Source organism: Pseudomonas mangiferae (genome assembly GCF_007109405.1).
GTDB classification, from domain to species: domain Bacteria; phylum Pseudomonadota; class Gammaproteobacteria; order Pseudomonadales; family Pseudomonadaceae; genus Pseudomonas_T; species Pseudomonas_T mangiferae.
On the sequence record NZ_VJOY01000002.1, the window covers coordinates 323,447 to 338,654 of the forward strand.

Sequence of the window (15,208 nt, forward strand, 5' to 3'; positions counted from 1 at the left end):
TCGCGCTGTCAGTGGGCGACCGCCGCCGGGGCGGTGGGGTCGGGCTGGTGGGCGTTGGGGTCCGACAGCAGGGTATAGACGCACGGCAGCACGAACAGGGTGAACAGCGTGCCGATGGACATGCCGGTGGCGATCACCAGGCCGATGTCGAAGCGGCTCACCGCGCCGGCGCCGGTGGCCAGGATCAGCGGGACCATGCCGAACACCATGGCCGCGGTGGTCATCAGCACCGGACGCAGGCGGATCGACGCGGCTTCCTCCACCGCCTCGCGCACCCCCAGGCCTTTCTCCCGACGCAACTGGTTGGCGAACTCCACGATCAGGATGCCGTGCTTGCTGATCAGGCCGATCAGCGTCACCAGGCCCACCTGGGTGTAGATGTTCATGCTCGACCAGCCGAGGAACAGCGGCAGCAGCGCGCCGCAGATGGACAGCGGCACCGTCACCAGGATCACCAGCGGGTCGCGGAAGCTCTCGAACTGCGCCGCCAGCACCAGGAAGATGATCGCTAGGGCCAGGGCGAAGGTGACGTACAGCGCCGCCCCTTCCTGCACGTACTGGCGTGAGGCGCCGGCGAAGTCGAAGCCGTAGCCCCGCGGCGCTTCTTCCTGGGCGATCTGCCGGACCGTGTCGATGGCCTCGCCGATGCTGACGATGGGGAAGCCCTCGATGATCGCCGAGTTGAGCTGCTGGAACTGCTTCAGGCGGGTCGGCCGGGCGCTGTCGTGGATGCGGATCAGGGTCGACAGGGGCACCATCTGGCCGTTCTCGCTGCGTACGTAGTAGCTGTCCAGCCAGCCCGGGTTGTCCCGGTAGGCGCGTTCCACCTGGGCGATCACCTTGTAGCTGCGACCGTCGATGGTAAAGCGGTTGATTTCTCCCTCGCCCAGCAGCACCGCCAGGGTGGACCCCAGGTCCTGCATCGACACGCCCATCTGCGCGGCCTTCTCCCGCTCGATGTCCACCACCACTTCGGGCTTGTCGAACGCCAGGTCGACGTTGAGGAAGGCGAACTTACCGGAGGCCTGGGCGCGCTGCTTGATGCGCTCGGTCACCTGCAGCAGGGTCTCGTAGTCGTTGGGGGTGTTGATCACGAACTGGAAGGGCAGGCCTTCGCCGGTCCCCGGCAGCGACGGCAGGTTGAAGCCGAAGATCTGCAGGCCGGGAATCTCGTTCAGGCGGGCCTGCACCTGGGGCAACAGCTCCATCTGGGTGCGGTCGCGCTCGTCCCACGGCTTGAGCAGGAAGCCGCCGATCCCCGACTGCACGCCGTCGAACCCGTTGATCTGGAAGGACGAGTAGTACTCGGGAAACTCCTTGAAGATCGTCATGAACGAGTCGGTGTAGCGGTTCAGGTATTCCAGGTTGGTGGGCTGGGGCGCCTTGGACATCAGGAACACGATGCCCTGGTCCTCGTCCGGCGCCAGCTCGTTCTTGGTGAACATCAGCAGCACCGGGATCAGGCACAGCACGATCAGCGCGAACACCAGCACCACCGGGCGGGTGTTGAGGGTGCCGTGGAGCATGCGCTGGTAGCGGCGCTTGAGGCGGTCGAAGATCTGGTCCAGGCGATGCGCCAGGCCCGAGGGGTTCTCCTCGTGGCGCAGCAGGCGCGAGCACATCATCGGCGACAGGGTCAGGGCGATGACCCCGGAGATCACTACCGCGCCGGCCAGGGTCAGGGCGAACTCCCGGAACAGCGCGCCGGTGAGCCCTTCCAGGAAACCGATGGGGGCGTAAACCGCCGCCAGGGTGATGGTCATGGAGATCACCGGCACGGCGATCTCCCGGGCGCCCTCGAGGGCGGCATCGAACGGCGTCTTGCCCTCCTCGATGTGCCGGTGGATGTTCTCCACGACGACGATGGCGTCGTCCACCACCAGGCCGATGGCCAACACCATGGCCAGGAGCGTCAGCAGGTTGATGGAGTAGCCCATCAGCTGCATGAAGAACAATACGCCGATCATCGACAGCGGGATGGTCACCACCGGGATCACCACCGAGCGGAAGGCGCCGAGGAACAGGAACACCACCACGATGACGATCAGCACGGCCTCGCCCAGGGTCTTCACCACCTCGTCGATGGAGGCCTGGATGAAGCGGGTGCCGTCGTAGGCGATGGATACCTTGAGGTTCGGCGGCAGCTGCGCCTCCAGCTCCGGCATGATTTCCCGCACGTGCTTGATCACGTCCAGGGGGTTGGCGCTGGGGGTGCCCTTGATGCCGATGTACACCGAAGGGATGCCGTCGAAGGAACTGATGGCGTTGTAGTTCTCGGCGCCCATTTCCACCCGGGCGATGTCGCTGATCAGCACCCGGCTGTCGCCCTGGGTCCTCACCGGGATGGCGGCGAAGGCCTCCGGCGACTTCAGGTCGGTGCTGGCGTTGATGCTGGTGACCACGTACTCGCCCTTCACCTCGCCGGCGGCGGAGAGGAAGTTGTACTTGCGTACGGCCTCGCCGACGTCGCTGGCGGTGACGCCGTAGGCGCCCATCTTCACCGGGTCCAGCCAGAGCCGCATGGCGAACACCTGGTTGCCGAGGATTTCCGCCTCGGCCATGCCCGGCAGGGTCGCCAGCTTGGGCTGTATGACCCGCGACAGGTAGTCGGTGATCTGCGGGTTGCTCAGCTTGTCGCTGTAGAAGCTGATGTACATCAGCGCGGTGGAGTCCGCCGCTTCCTTCTGCAGCACCGGGTCCTCGGCGTCCTGGGGCAGCTTGTTCTTCACCTCGTTGGCCTTGGCCAGGAGTTCGGTGAACAGGCGGTCGGAGTTGGCGCCGATGCGGGCGTAAATGGAGATGATGGACAGGTTCTGCTGGCTCGACGAGGTCATGTAGTCGATGCCTTCGGCGCTGGCCAGGCTCTGCTGCAAAGGCTGGGTGATGTAGCCCTGGATGGTTTCCGCATTGGCCCCGGGGTAGGCGGTGGTCACCGTGATCAGGGCGCTTTCCATCTGTGGGTACTGGCGGATCACCAGTTTGTTGAACGCCTGGAAGCCCAGCAGCACGATCAGCAGGCTGACCACGGTTGCCAGCACCGGACGGCGGATGAACGGATCGGTAAAAGCCATGGTGAAATTCCTTTGGGCCGCGGGGCGTCAGCCCGCGCTGGCCGGAGTGTCCTGGGCGGCCGCGGCGGGCGCCTCGCTGGCGATGACCACGTGGGAGCCATTGTCCAGCTTCAGCTGGCCGGAGGTGACCACCTGCTCGCCGGAGGCGACGCCCTCGAGGATCACCACCTTGCCGTCGCGGCGCTCGCCGGTCTGCACGAAGCGGCGCTCCACCACCAGGTACGGCTTGCCGTCCTCCTCCTGCTGGGGCTGGCCCTGGTCATCCTTCTTCTGGGCGACCACGTAGACCGAGTTGCCATACAGGGTGTAGGTGATGGCGGTCTCCGGCAGCACCACGCGCTGCTGCAGGTCGGGCAGCAGCACCTCCAGGTTGGCGAACATGCCCGGCAGCAGCTTGCTGTCCGGGTTGTCCAGCAGGGCGCGCACCTGCACGTTGCGGGTGGTGCTTTCCACCTTCGGGTTCAGGGCGTTGATCTCGCCGACGAAGGTCTCGCCCGGGTAGGCCGCCACTGAGATGCGTACTTTCTGGCCGATGGCCAGCTTGGGCACGCTCTGTTCCGGCAGGTAGAAGTCCACGTAGAGCCGCGACAGGTCCTGCAGGGTGGCGATGATGGTGCCGGAGGAGAGGAAGTCGCCCACGTCGACCCGGCGGATACCGATGGTGCCGGCGAACGGCGCGAGGATGCGTTTCTTGGCCAGAGTCGCCTTCAGCTGGGCGACGTTGGCGTTGCCCTTCTGCAGCTCGGCGGAGAGCCGGTCGAACTCGCTCTTGGAGATGGTCTGTCGGCTCACCAGGTTGCGGCCGCGCTCGAACTCCAGGCGCGCCAGGCCCAGCTGCGCCTCGACGGTGGCGAGGCTGGCCTGCTCCACGTCGCTGTCCATCTGCACCAAGGGCTGGTTGAGGCTGACCTTCTCGCCGGACTTGAACAGCACCTCGCGCACCGTGCCGCCCACCTCGACAGTGAGGTCCACGCCCTGGTAGGCGCGCAGGGTGCCGATGGCGGGCATGCGGCTCTGCCATTCCAGCTCGCCGGCGGCCTCGGCGGAGACGCTGATGGGCGGCTGCGGCGCGGAGAACGTCTGGATCTGCTGGTAGATGGAGAAGCCTTTGTAGGCAGCGAGGACGAGCACCACGAGGACGACGGCACCCAGCATGAACAGCATGCGGCGGAGCAACATATTCCGGTTCCTTGGCAAGGCGGATAGGGCCTGGGAATAGGCAGGGGGGCGACACAGTATTCCTATAAAACGACGGCCGTCAAAGCGTCGCATTTGCAAAACGTTGCGCCGTCGCGACGAAGGCTTTCGCCCGCCGGCGACGCGGCGCGCACAGGGCGTTGCGCGCTTGGCGAGGTTCGAGGAAATAGGCCGCCCGGCCCGGGAATTCGCGACGCATCCCGAGCCGGGCAAGGAAGGGGTTAGCTGCCGAGGCGCCCGGACAGTTCGTTGAGGCCGCCGGACATGCCGTGCAGGTCGCGGCTGGCGGCCTGGGTGCGCTGCACGTGCTGCTCGTTGGTGGTGGCGATAGCGGTGATCTCGGTGAGGTTGCGGGAGATGTCCTCGGCCACCGAGGTCTGCTCTTCGGCGGCCGTGGCGATCTGCCGGTTCATGTCGCGGATCGACTCCACCGCGCCGGTGATGCGCTGCAGCATGCTGCCGGCCTCGGTCACCTGGGTGACGCTGGCCTCGCTGCGCTGCTGGCCGCTGTCGATGGCCCGGGCGGCGTTGCCGGCGCCGGTCTGCACGGTGTCGATGATCTGGTGGATCTCGGCGGTGGATTCCGCGGTGCGCTGGGCAAGGGTCCGCACCTCGTCGGCCACCACGGCGAAGCCACGGCCCTGTTCGCCGGCCCGGGCCGCCTCGATGGCGGCGTTCAGCGCCAGCAGGTTGGTCTGCTCGGCGATCCCGCGGATCACCTCCAGCACCTTGCCGATGCGCCCGCTGTCGCTTTCCAGCTGGCGGATCACCTCGGCGGTGGTGGCGATCTCGCCGCGCATGGTGGTGATGGTGGCGATGGTGGCGCGCATCACGTCCTCGCCCTGGCGCGCCGAACGATCGGCATCGTCGGCGGCCCGCGCCGCGTCGGCGGCGTGGCGGGCCACCTCCTGGGCGGTGGCGGACATCTCGTGCATGGCGGTGGCCACCTGGTCGGTGCGCGAGAACTGCTCCCGGGTGCCCTCGGCCATCTTCCCGGCGATGGTGTTGAGTTCGCGGCTGGCGTTGTCCAGGTCGTCGGTGCTGTGCTTGAGGCGCTCGAAGGTGGCGGCGAGGAAGTCCCGCAGGGTGTTGGCGGCCACCGCCAGGCTGCCCAGTTCGTCGCGCCGGCTGGTGTCTACGCGGCGGTCGAAGTCGCCCTGGCTGAGCCGGCTGATGTGGTCGATCAGGCCGCGGATCGGCAGGATCAGCCGGCGGTTCACCAGCCACAGGCTGGCCAGCCCGATCAGCAGGCTGGAGACCAGGATCACCGCGAGGCCGGTGACGATGGTGCGCCCGGCGCGCTCGCTGATGCGTTCGGACTGTTCCTGGCTGCGGGCATGCAACTGGTCCACCAGGGCGCTCATCTGCCCGCTGGTGGCGCGGTCGATACCCTGCACGGCGACGTCCCCGGCCACCGGGTCGGCGCCGGCGGCGAGGAAGGCCGCGCGGCCCTTGCGGTAGGCCTCGCCGAGGGCGCGGTGCTCGTCCCGCAACTGGGCGATCTGCTGGCGCAGGGTGCCGTCGCCGTCATGCCCGGCCAGGTCCGCCAGCTTGCCGAGGGTCGCCTGCACCTTGGCTTCCTGGGCCTCGAACTGGGTCCAGTACTTGTCCAGATTCTGCGGGTTCTTGCCGCGCAGCAGGACATCCTTCCATTCCTGGACCTGCAGCTTGAAGTCGTAGTTGGCCTGGTCCAGCTGACGCGACATTTCCAGGGGGCCACCCAGCAGGCCCCGGTAGGCTTCGATGCCATGGGACAGCAGGACGAAGCAGGCGAGGGAGATCGCCAGGATCAGGGTGAGGCTACCGCCCACCAACAACAGGAACTGACCTCGCAGGGAGCGTTGCAACCACATGGCGCGCCTCGGGGAAGGGAGAGGGGGAGTGGCGAGTATAGGCCAGGGCGGCCGGGCACGCGGACGACCGGGCGTCGTCCGGCGGGCCCTCAGGTCAGGCGCAGGTGGTTGTCCCAGAGCCCGGCGGGCAGCGCCAGGGGCTGGCCGGCGATGGGCGTGGCGCGGCAGTCGTAGAACCGGCAGCGCCCCTGCCCGGAGGTGACCACGAAACCGTGCTCCACGGCGCCCACCCCGGCGCAGTCGGGCATCGGCGCATCCAGCCGCAAGGCGCCGCTGTCCAGGTCCCAGACGAAGAAGCGATTGCCCCGCGGCGCGGTCAGCGCTACAAGGCGCAGGCCGTCGTGGATCGCCACGCTGGCGGTGTACTGGGCCATGCCGGCACGCTGGGGCTCTGCCACCGGGAAGGGCTGGAACGCCTGTCCTGGCCGCTTGATCGCCAGCAGGTCGGCCACGTCGGCGGCATCGCCCATGTACTGCTGGCAAGCGACAAGAGTGCCGTCGGCGGCGATGGCCAGGTGGCGGATGCTGTTCATCGCCTGGGGCAGGGTTTCCCGGGAGATCAGCGTGCCGTCCCGGCGCATCAGCACCAGGCTCGGCTCCATGGCGTCCAGGTTCATTTCCACCCGGCTCTCCGCCTCGGTGCGGATGCCGCCATTGGCCACCACCAGGGTTTCCCCGTCCGGCATCCAGGCCAGCTCATGGGGGCCCAGGCCATGGGTGGACAGCTCGGCGTGGCGGGCCAGCCGTTCGCCGTCGAAGCGGTAGACCCCCAGCACGCCGCGCCCCGGGTCGCTCAGGTCGTTCTCGGTGAGGTAGAGCCATTCGCCGTCCCGGTGGAATACCCCATGGCCATAGAAGTGCCGCGCCGGGGGTGAGTCCAGGGTCTGCAGCAGGCGCCCGTCGCGCAGGTCGATGAGGTAGCTCTGGGTGCCGGGCCGGCGCGCCACGAACAGCGCCACGGGCTGTGCCGGGTGCTCGACGATGTCGTGGCAGCGCTGGGCGACCCGGGTGGAGAAGGCCAGGCTGCCGTCCAGTCGGTAACCCACCGCGTAGTGGCCGCCGTCGGCATCGTCCCGGGCCGAGAGCACCCGCTGCACCGGCGCCCGGCGGGCGAGGGGGCCCAGCAGGCGCCGGGCGAGGGTGAGAAGGGCATGTCGCGCCATGGTTCGCTCCTTTTCGATGCGATCGGGACGCAGCGGCGGCTGTCAGTCGCCGTCGTTGGCGTTGAAGCCGAGCTGGACATTCAGGGCCCGGGCCAGCTCGCCTTCATGCAGCCGGTGAACCACGTTGAGGCTGTCGTAGAAAGCGTTCAGCTGGGCGACCCCCGCCTCGCTGGCGAGCAGTGCGCCGAGCGGCGGCTTGAGGGCGTCGAACTGCCGGCGCGACTCGCGGTAGGCGGCGTCGATCTTCTCCGCCAGGGCTTTCTGGTCATCCCCCAGCAGGTGCCGCAGGCCCTTGCCGTCGACCCCCTGCCAAAGGGTCTCGGCGCTGCTCAGGCTGGCACCCAGGTTGGCCAGGGAGGTCTCGCTGCGCCAGGCTTCGGCCTGGTAAGGCTGCGGGATGCCCTTGCTCTGCCGGCCCAGGGGCGCGCCCAGCTTCTTCTTCAGGGTGTCGAGGGCCGTGACCTGCACCCGCAGGATTTCCGCGATGGCCTCGTGGGAATCGGCATAGCGCTGGTTGGGGAACTTGCTCAACTGGTCGAGCATGCCGTCCTTGGTGTTCCAGCTGGCGAGGATTTCCTCGGCGAGCTGCTGCTGGCGCTGGCCGATGGCTTCCAGCAACGGGCAGTAGCGGGCTTTCTTCTCCGCGTTCGCCAGGTCGATGGCGCTGTCGAAGAGGATGTATTCGTAGGCGGACAGGCCTTGCACCACGACGCTGGACTTGGCCAGCTCCGCGGTGTCGATCTGCGGCTTGGCCTTGACCAGCTGCTCCACCTGGCGACCCACCAGGTTCTTCTTGTCCGGCCAGAACTGGATCTGCCAGGCGCGGTTGCCCTCGGCCAGTGGCCCCACCAGCAGCGGCTGCAGTTCGGCCCAGGCCTTCTGGGCGACGAAGAAGTCGCTGCGGGCCTTCTCCAGCTCGATCTTGCCGGAGCAGAACGCCAGGGCGCTGGCGGCCAGCTGGCGGTCGGCCTCCACCCAGCGGCTGTAGGTCGGCAGGATCACCTGCTGGGCCAGGGCCGCGGAGGTCTGCGCATGGGGGTCCTGGGGCGAGCAGGCGCCCAGGGCGAGGGCGGCGAGGCTGGTGAACAGCAGTTTCGGACGGAACATGCAGGCTCCTTCAGAGAGAGTTGAGGAAGGCCAGCAGCGCCTCGCGCTGCCCGGCATCGAACTGGAGGACGGCGCGACGGGCCGCATCGGCCTCGCCGCCATGCCAGAGGATCGCCTCCAGCAGGGTGCGCGCACGGCCGTCGTGGAGAAACTGGGTATGACCGCTGACCGCGGCGGTGAGGCCGATGCCCCACAGCGGCGGGGTCCGCCACTGGCTGCCGCTGGCCTGGAACTCCCGACGGTGGTCGGCGAGGCCCTCGCCCATGTCGTGCAACAACAGATCGGTATAGGGCCGGATCACCTGGTTGGCCAGTTCCGGCTCGGCGGCGTCGGCCGCGGTGGTGAAGCGCGGGACGTGGCAGCGCTGGCAGCCAGCCTCGTGGAACAGCGACTTGCCGCGCAGCACGGTGGCGTCGCCCACCTGCCGGCGCGCAGGCACCGCCAGGTTGCGGGTGTAGAACAGCACTTGCGCGAGGATGTGGTCGGACACCTCCGGTTCGCCGCCATTGGGTGCGGCGCGGCAGGCAACCTGGGCCTCGGTGCAGTCGTCCCTGGGCAGTATGCGGTTGGTCAGGCCCATGTCGGTGGCGAAGGCGTGGGCGTTCTGCTGGTCGAGGGACGGTTGCCCGGCCTTCCAGCCGAAGCGGCCGAGGGTTTCCCGGCCCAGGGCGTCGTCCCAGACCCGGTTGGGCCGGCCGCGGATACCGTCGCCATCGCGGTCGTCAGGGTCGGCGTTGGCCAGCAGGTCGGCTTCCGGGATCGCTTCCAGCAGGCCCAGGCCGATCATTGGCGGGGCGACCCGGGCGGAGGTTTCCACCTGGCGGTGCATCGGGCCGTAGCCCAGGCGGGTGATGCGCAGGGTCGGCCGGCGCAGTTCCACCTGGGTGCCGTCGGCGAAGCTCACCGGGACGTAGTCGTAATCCATGCGCACCCGGCCCTCGGGGGCCACGCCGGGGATCGCGGCGTCCTGCAGTTGCACGCCGTAGACCGGCTCGGGCACCACGCCCAGGCGCTTCAGCAGGTCCGCAGACGTGGCGTCGCGGGCGGTCTCCGGGGGGATCGACAGGCGCACCAGCATGGACACCGCAATGTCCTCGTCGGACGCCGGTGGGTGGCCGCGGCCGTCGCGCACGTGGCAGTTCATGCAGGCGTTGGTGTTGAGCAGCGGGCCGAGGCCGTCCCGGGCGGTGGTGGAGGACGGGGCGATCACCCAGGGGTTGCGGAAGAAACTGTTGCCGACGCTGAAATCCAGCTGGCGCATCGGCGAGAGGTTGGCCGAGGGCTTGGAGAAGGCGGTGCGCCCGCTCAGGCGCACCGTCGCGGCGCCGGCGGAGAGCGCTTCGTCCGGCTCGGCCCGGGTGAAACGGGGCGTCTGGTCGCATGCCGCCAGCCCCAGCAGGAGCAACAGAACAGGCAGGCGGAAGGCCGGAAGGGCGGACATCGACGGGAATCCAGTACGGCGCGGACGGGGCGGCAAGCTTACCAGTCCGGGGCGTGGTGAATAGGAGCAATTAGCATTAGCGAGAGCCCCGGAACGCCCGCCAGGCGGCGCGTTCCGGGCCCTGCGTCCTTCGCTGCGGCGTTGCGCCGCAGCGAAGGACTGCCGATCAGAACTCGTGATCGGCGTTGTCGGGGTTCAGGTCGGTGATCCCCAGTTTGCCGGCGGCCTGCTCGATGGCGCCGGTCTGCTTGACCAGGGCCGCGATGCTGTCGCGGATCAGCTGCTGGCCGGAGGCGTTGTCCGGTGCGATCAGCTGGTCGAAATGCACGCTGTTCTTCTCGGCGCTGTCCACCAGGGCCTGGAGCTTGGCCTCGGTGTCGGCCAGGTCTGCCTTGAGGGTGGTGTCGGTCTGGGCGTCCACCTTGGCCACCAGGGAAGCGATGCTGGCGCCGTTCAGGGTGGTGCCGTCCACTTTCTTGTACTCGCCCAGGTAGATGTTGCGGATGCCCTTGGCGTTGTAGAAGAGGGTGTGGTGGGTGTCGTCGCTGAAGCAGTCGTGCTCGTCCTCGGTGGAGTTGGCCTCCAGGGCCACCTTCATCCGCTCGCCGGCCAGTTCGCCCAGGGACAGGCTGCCCATGCCGAAGAGAATCTTGCGCAGGCCGCTTTCCGGGGTCTCGGCTTCCAGCTTGGCGCGGTAGTTGTCGGAGACGCCGGCTTTCCACTGGCCGACCATTTCTTCCAGGTCGCTCACCAGCAGGTCGGTCACCGCTTTCAGGTAGGCGCGGCGACGGTCGTTGTGGCCGCCGGTGGCGCCTTCGCCTTCCAGGTAGTCGCTGGCCGGGCGGTTGCCGGCGCCGGGACCGGTGCCGTTGAGGTCCTGGCCCCAGAGCAGGAATTCGATGGCGTGGTAGCCGGTGGCGACGTTCGCTTCGGAGCCGCCTACTTCGTTCAGGCTGGCCAGCTTCTCGCCGGTGATTTCCTTGACGTCGATCTTGTCTTCGCCGACCTGGATCTCGGTGTTGGCGATGATGTTGGCGGTGGCGGCCGGGTTGCCCTGGGCCTGGGCGGTGTCGGCGGCGACGTAGTCGATCAGGCCTTCGTCCAGGGGCCAGGCGTTGACCTGGCCTTCCCAGTCATCGACCACCGGGTTGCCGAAGCGGAAGGCTTCGCTCTGGGAGTAGGGGGTACGGGCGGCCAGCCACGCGGTGCGGGCGGCCTTGAGGGTGTCGTCGCTGGGGTTGGCCAGCAGGGCGTCGACCGCCTTCTGCAGGTTCTGCGCCGTACTCAGGGCATCGCTGAACACCGCCTCGGCCAGGTCGGCGTAGTGGGTGACGACTTTCTTGGCTTCCGCTTCGTCGATCTTGCTGGCGGAGGCGGGAGCCGGCGTGGCGGCCGGAGCAGGCGCGGAGGTGCTGGCGGCCGGGGCAGGCGCCTGGGCGGTCGCGGCTTTGTCCTTGTCGTCCCCGCAACCGGCGAGGGAGATGGCGATGGCCAGCAGACTGGCAGTGGCCAAAGGCTTACGAATCATGGCGGAGTCCTTGCATTTGTGTGTTGGCGAATGCGGAAACGCTGGGAAAAACCGCCACATAATGCGAAAGATTTGCATTTTTGAAAAGGCCGAGGGCGGATCGCCAGCGACGAAGGCTGTGCGGCGGTTCCGGTTTCCTCCTGCCGAAGTGCCGCTAGAATGCCACTCCCCTCTCACTACGAGCCCCCGTCATGAGCGCCTCCGCGATCGTCCTCATCGTCTTCGTCGTCCTGCTGGTGCTGGCCGTGGCCTACGCGGTCACCCTGTACAACGCCCTGGTGCGGCTCAAGCACGGGGTGACCAAGGCCTGGGCGAATATCGACGTGCTGCTGCGCCAGCGCCACGACGAATTGCCCAAGCTGGTGGAAACCTGCAAGCAGTACATGCTGCACGAGCGCTCCACCCTGGAAGCCGTCGTGCGCGGCCGCAACGCCGTGGCCAGTGCCCGGGAAAGCGGCGACATCGCTGCCCTCGGCCAGGCGGAAAGCGGCCTGCGGGCCGGCCTCGGGCAGCTGTTCGCGCTGTCCGAGAACTACCCGCAGCTGCAGGCCAACGAAAGCTTCCGCCACCTGCAGCAGCGCATCAGCGGCCTGGAGAACGGCATCGCCGACCGCCGCGAGCTGTACAACGAGGCGGTCAACCTGAACAACGTGCGCATCGAGCAATTCCCCGACGTGCTGATCGCCCGCCGCTACGGCTTCGGGCCGGCGCAGCCGCTGGAATTCAGCGAGGCGGAAAAGACCGATCCCGACCTGAAGGCACTGTTCAGCTGATGGACGGGCAGCAGCTGGCCTTCGGCCTGTGCGTCAGCGTGACCGCATGCCTCGGCGGCGGCTGGTGGTGCCTGCGGCGGCTGCACCAGGCACGCCTGCTGGCGGACACGCCCACCTCGAAGATTCGCTCCGCCGCCCAGGGCTACGTGGAGCTCAGCGGGCGCCTGCTGGAGCAGCCGGAAGCGGTGATCGTCGCCCCCCTCAGCGGGCGGTCGTGCCTGTGGTGGCGTTTCCGTGTCGAGAAATACAGCGGCAACGGCGAGAGCCGTCGCTACCGGGTGGTGGAAAGCGGCTGCAGCGAGGCCTGGCTGCGGCTGGCCGATGCCACCGGCGAATGCCTGATCGACCCCCGCGGCGCGGATGTACGCCCGGCCAGCCGCGATGTCTGGTACGGCGACACCCCACGCCCGCTGTGGAACCGTCGCGCGCCCACCGGCTTCTCGCTGCTGACGATGCTCGGCGGGGGCGGAAACTTCCGCTACACCGAGGAGCGTTTCCAGGCCGGTGAGTCCCTCTACGCCATCGGCGACTTCCGCACCCTCGGCGGTGGTGGCCAGGCCTTCGACCCCGCCGTCGCCCAGGGGGCGGTGATCCGCGAATGGAAGCGGGATTATCGTGGCCTGCTGCAGCGCTTCGATGCCGATCGCAACGGCGAGCTGGATACCGAGGAATGGGAGCAGGTACGCCGCGCCGCGGAGGTCGAGGCGCACCAGCGGCAGCGGCAAGCCGTGGCCTCGCCAGCGCTCAACCAGATGGGCAGGCCCCGGGAGGCCCACCCGTTCATCCTCTCCAGCCTCGGCAAGACTCACCTGATCCCGCACTTTCGCTGGCAGGCCCTGGGTGGCGCGGCGCTCTGCGTGGCGGGGGCGCTGGCGACCGCCTGGCTACTCAACGGCTACCTGCATCCCCTGGCTCGCTGAGGGCGAGTGGCGGGCCGCTTCGGCGCGTGACGAGATCCGCGCCCGCCTCACCGCCTCATAGCGCGGCGGGGTTGGCCGCGGAGTTCAGGCGCCGGGCCTGCTTGAGGAACAGGGTCAGGTCGCGGGCCGGCAGGGGCTTGCTGTAGAGGTAGCCCTGACCCTCGTTGCAGCCCTGGGTGATGATGTAGTTCTCCTGCTCGACGGTTTCCACGCCCTCGGCGATCACCTGCATGCCCAGGCTTTTGCCCAACTGGATGATGGCCCGGACGATGGTGGCGTCGTCCTCGTCTTCGAGAAGGTCCTGGACGAAGCTCTTGTCGATCTTGATCTTGTCCAGCGGCAGGCTCTTCAGGTAGCTGAGGGAGGAATAGCCGGTGCCGAAGTCGTCGATGGCGATCAGTGCGCCGGAGCGGCGCAGGCTCAGCAGGTGCTGGGCGGCGGTGCTGATGTCTTCCATCAGGCCGGTCTCGGTGACTTCCAGCTCCAGGCTGCGCGGCGGCAGGCGATAGACCTGGAGCAGGTTGTTGACCATGCGTGGCAGCTCGGCGTGGTGCAGCTGCACGGTAGACAGGTTCACCGCCATGCGCAGCTCGGTGAAGCCCTGGTCGTGCCACTCCCGCAGTTGCCGGCAGGCCTGGTCGAGAATCCATTCGCCGATGGCGATGATGCTGCCGTTCTGCTCCGCCAGGGGGATGAACAGGTCCGGCGGCACCAGGCCGTGCTGCGGGTGCTGCCAGCGCAGCAAGGCCTCGACCCCCACCACCCGGTGGTCCCGATAGGCGACCTGGGGCTGGTAGACCAGTTGCAGCTCGCCCCGGGGCAGGGCTTCCCGCAGGTCCTTCTCCAGCACCCGGCGCCGGCGCATCTCGCTGTCCACGCTGGCGATGTAGAACTGGTAGCGGTTGCGCGAGCGGCTCTTGGCCAGGGTCATGGTCTGCTCGGCCTTCTGCAGCAGCTTCTCGGTGCTGTCGCCATCCTCCGGGAATAGGGTGATGCCGATGGTGGCGCGCAGGCGCACCTCGTGCTGCTCCAGGGCGAAAGGCGCCTCCAGGTCGTCCAGCACGCTCTGGGCCAGTTCCGCCGCCTCGTAGGGCTGCTCGATGTCCGCCTGCACCAGGGCGAACTGGTCGCCACCCAGGCGCGCCAGGGCGCCGAGGCGACCGCTGTGGGCGCGCAGGCGGTCGGAGAGGGCGATCAGCAACTGGTCGCCGGTCTGGTAGCTGAACTGTTCGTTGATGCCCTTGAAGTCGTCGAGGCCGACGCACAGCACCGCCACCCGCCGTTGCAGGCGTCCGGCGCTCTCGATGATCTGGTCCAGCTGCTGCTGCAGCTGCTGACGGTTGGGCAGGCCGGTGAGGAAGTCGTACTGGGACATGCGTAGCAGGCTGTTCTCGGCCTCGCGTCGCAGGTGGGTGTTGCGCTCGATGGAGGCCAGCAGCTCGTTGGCGGTGTTGATCCACAGGCCCAGCTCGTTCTTCTCGTGGCCGGCCAGCATCGGCAGCTTGTGCTCGCTGGGGCGGTCCGGGTTGATGCTGGTGAGGTGGTCGATGATCTTCGACAGCGGCTTGGTCAGCAGCCAGTGGTAGACCAGGTACAGCACCAGGCCCATGGCCAGGGCCCGCAGCACGCCGGAGACGAAGATGATCACCGAACTGGTGACGAAGTCCTCGCCGTAGGGCGCGGTGTCCAGGGTGATGCTGAGGTCGCCGTAGTACTCGCTATAGGGGCCCTTGCCCACCAGGCGGGTACTGAACATCTGTTCCTGGCCGAGGATCGGGTCGGTGAGCCAGCGGGTGGGCAGGTTGGACAGCGGTCGTTCCTTCTCCGCCAGCATCGGCTCGTTGGGGTGGCCGATGGAGGCGACGCGCACCGACTCGTGCTGGAACAGCCCCTCGATGACCTGCATCCCCATCTCTCGGTCCAGGCTGTAAACCGCCTGGGTGGAGGGGTCGCGGAACATGCCGAGGATGCGGTGGGCATCGCTGGCCACGGCCTGGCGGGTCTTGTACACGTCGAGGACGATCTGCGCGCAGCTCAGCACCACCCCCACCGCGAAGGCGGACAGCAGCACGACGCGCAGCAGCTTGAGCGACAGGCTGTGTTTGAGTTCCAGCTTCAAGTGGAAATCCTTGTTCGATGCCGCAGGGCGCCAGAC

10 protein-coding genes and 1 pseudogene are annotated in these 15,208 nt (G+C 68.1%); 2 read left to right on the top strand and 9 right to left on the bottom strand.

Annotation, left to right across the window (positions count from 1 at the left end; translation table 11 throughout):
• Nucleotides 1-8: 8 nt before the first annotated feature.
• The 8 genes and pseudogenes from FM069_RS03795 to FM069_RS03825 form a co-directional block, all read right to left on the bottom strand.
• Complete coding sequence (locus tag FM069_RS03795; protein ID WP_143486948.1) at nucleotides 9-3,071, bottom strand: multidrug efflux RND transporter permease subunit; 3,063 nt, start codon at nucleotides 3,069-3,071, stop codon at nucleotides 9-11.
• 27 nt (nucleotides 3,072-3,098) lie between these two features.
• Entirely contained in the window at nucleotides 3,099-4,250 is a 1,152-nt protein-coding gene (locus FM069_RS03800; protein ID WP_143486949.1) for an efflux RND transporter periplasmic adaptor subunit, read from the bottom strand.
• Between the two features lie 239 nt (nucleotides 4,251-4,489).
• Complete coding sequence (locus FM069_RS22230; protein WP_407681555.1) at nucleotides 4,490-5,257, bottom strand: methyl-accepting chemotaxis protein; 768 nt, start codon at nucleotides 5,255-5,257, stop codon at nucleotides 4,490-4,492.
• Nucleotides 5,258-5,374: 117 nt separating this feature from the next.
• Nucleotides 5,375-6,121: pseudogene (locus FM069_RS22235) on the bottom strand (HAMP domain-containing protein); the annotation flags it as partial.
• Nucleotides 6,122-6,210: 89 nt separating this feature from the next.
• The gene (locus FM069_RS03810; protein ID WP_143486951.1) at nucleotides 6,211-7,284 is read right to left on the bottom strand and encodes a DUF1513 domain-containing protein; all 1,074 of its coding nucleotides are present in this window, start codon (nucleotides 7,282-7,284) and stop codon (nucleotides 6,211-6,213) included.
• 42 nt (nucleotides 7,285-7,326) lie between these two features.
• A complete protein-coding gene (locus FM069_RS03815) occupies nucleotides 7,327-8,391 on the bottom strand; it encodes an imelysin family protein (RefSeq protein WP_143486952.1) in 1,065 nt (354 codons plus the stop codon).
• A 10-nt stretch (nucleotides 8,392-8,401) separates the two neighbouring features.
• The gene (locus FM069_RS03820) at nucleotides 8,402-9,832 is read right to left on the bottom strand and encodes a di-heme oxidoreductase family protein (protein ID WP_143486953.1); all 1,431 of its coding nucleotides are present in this window, start codon (nucleotides 9,830-9,832) and stop codon (nucleotides 8,402-8,404) included.
• 166 nt (nucleotides 9,833-9,998) lie between these two features.
• Nucleotides 9,999-11,360 (bottom strand): imelysin family protein, encoded by a 1,362-nt coding sequence (locus FM069_RS03825; RefSeq protein WP_143486954.1) that lies wholly within the window; start codon nucleotides 11,358-11,360, stop codon nucleotides 9,999-10,001.
• A gap of 191 nt (nucleotides 11,361-11,551) precedes the next feature.
• Between FM069_RS03825 and FM069_RS03830 the strand changes: the two genes are divergently transcribed.
• Both FM069_RS03830 and FM069_RS03835 read left to right on the top strand, forming a co-directional pair.
• Complete coding sequence (locus tag FM069_RS03830; RefSeq protein WP_143486955.1) at nucleotides 11,552-12,133, top strand: LemA family protein; 582 nt, start codon at nucleotides 11,552-11,554, stop codon at nucleotides 12,131-12,133.
• Nucleotides 12,133-13,053 carry a hypothetical protein gene (locus FM069_RS03835; protein WP_143486956.1) on the top strand — a complete coding sequence of 307 codons (921 nt, stop codon included), beginning with the start codon at nucleotides 12,133-12,135 and terminating at the stop codon, nucleotides 13,051-13,053. Before FM069_RS03830 ends, FM069_RS03835 begins: the two co-directional genes overlap by 1 nt.
• A 55-nt stretch (nucleotides 13,054-13,108) precedes the next feature.
• Here FM069_RS03835 and FM069_RS03840 read toward each other — a convergent pair whose 3' ends face one another.
• A complete protein-coding gene (locus tag FM069_RS03840; RefSeq protein WP_143486957.1) occupies nucleotides 13,109-15,172 on the bottom strand; it encodes a putative bifunctional diguanylate cyclase/phosphodiesterase in 2,064 nt (687 codons plus the stop codon).
• Nucleotides 15,173-15,208: the final 36 nt, after the last annotated feature.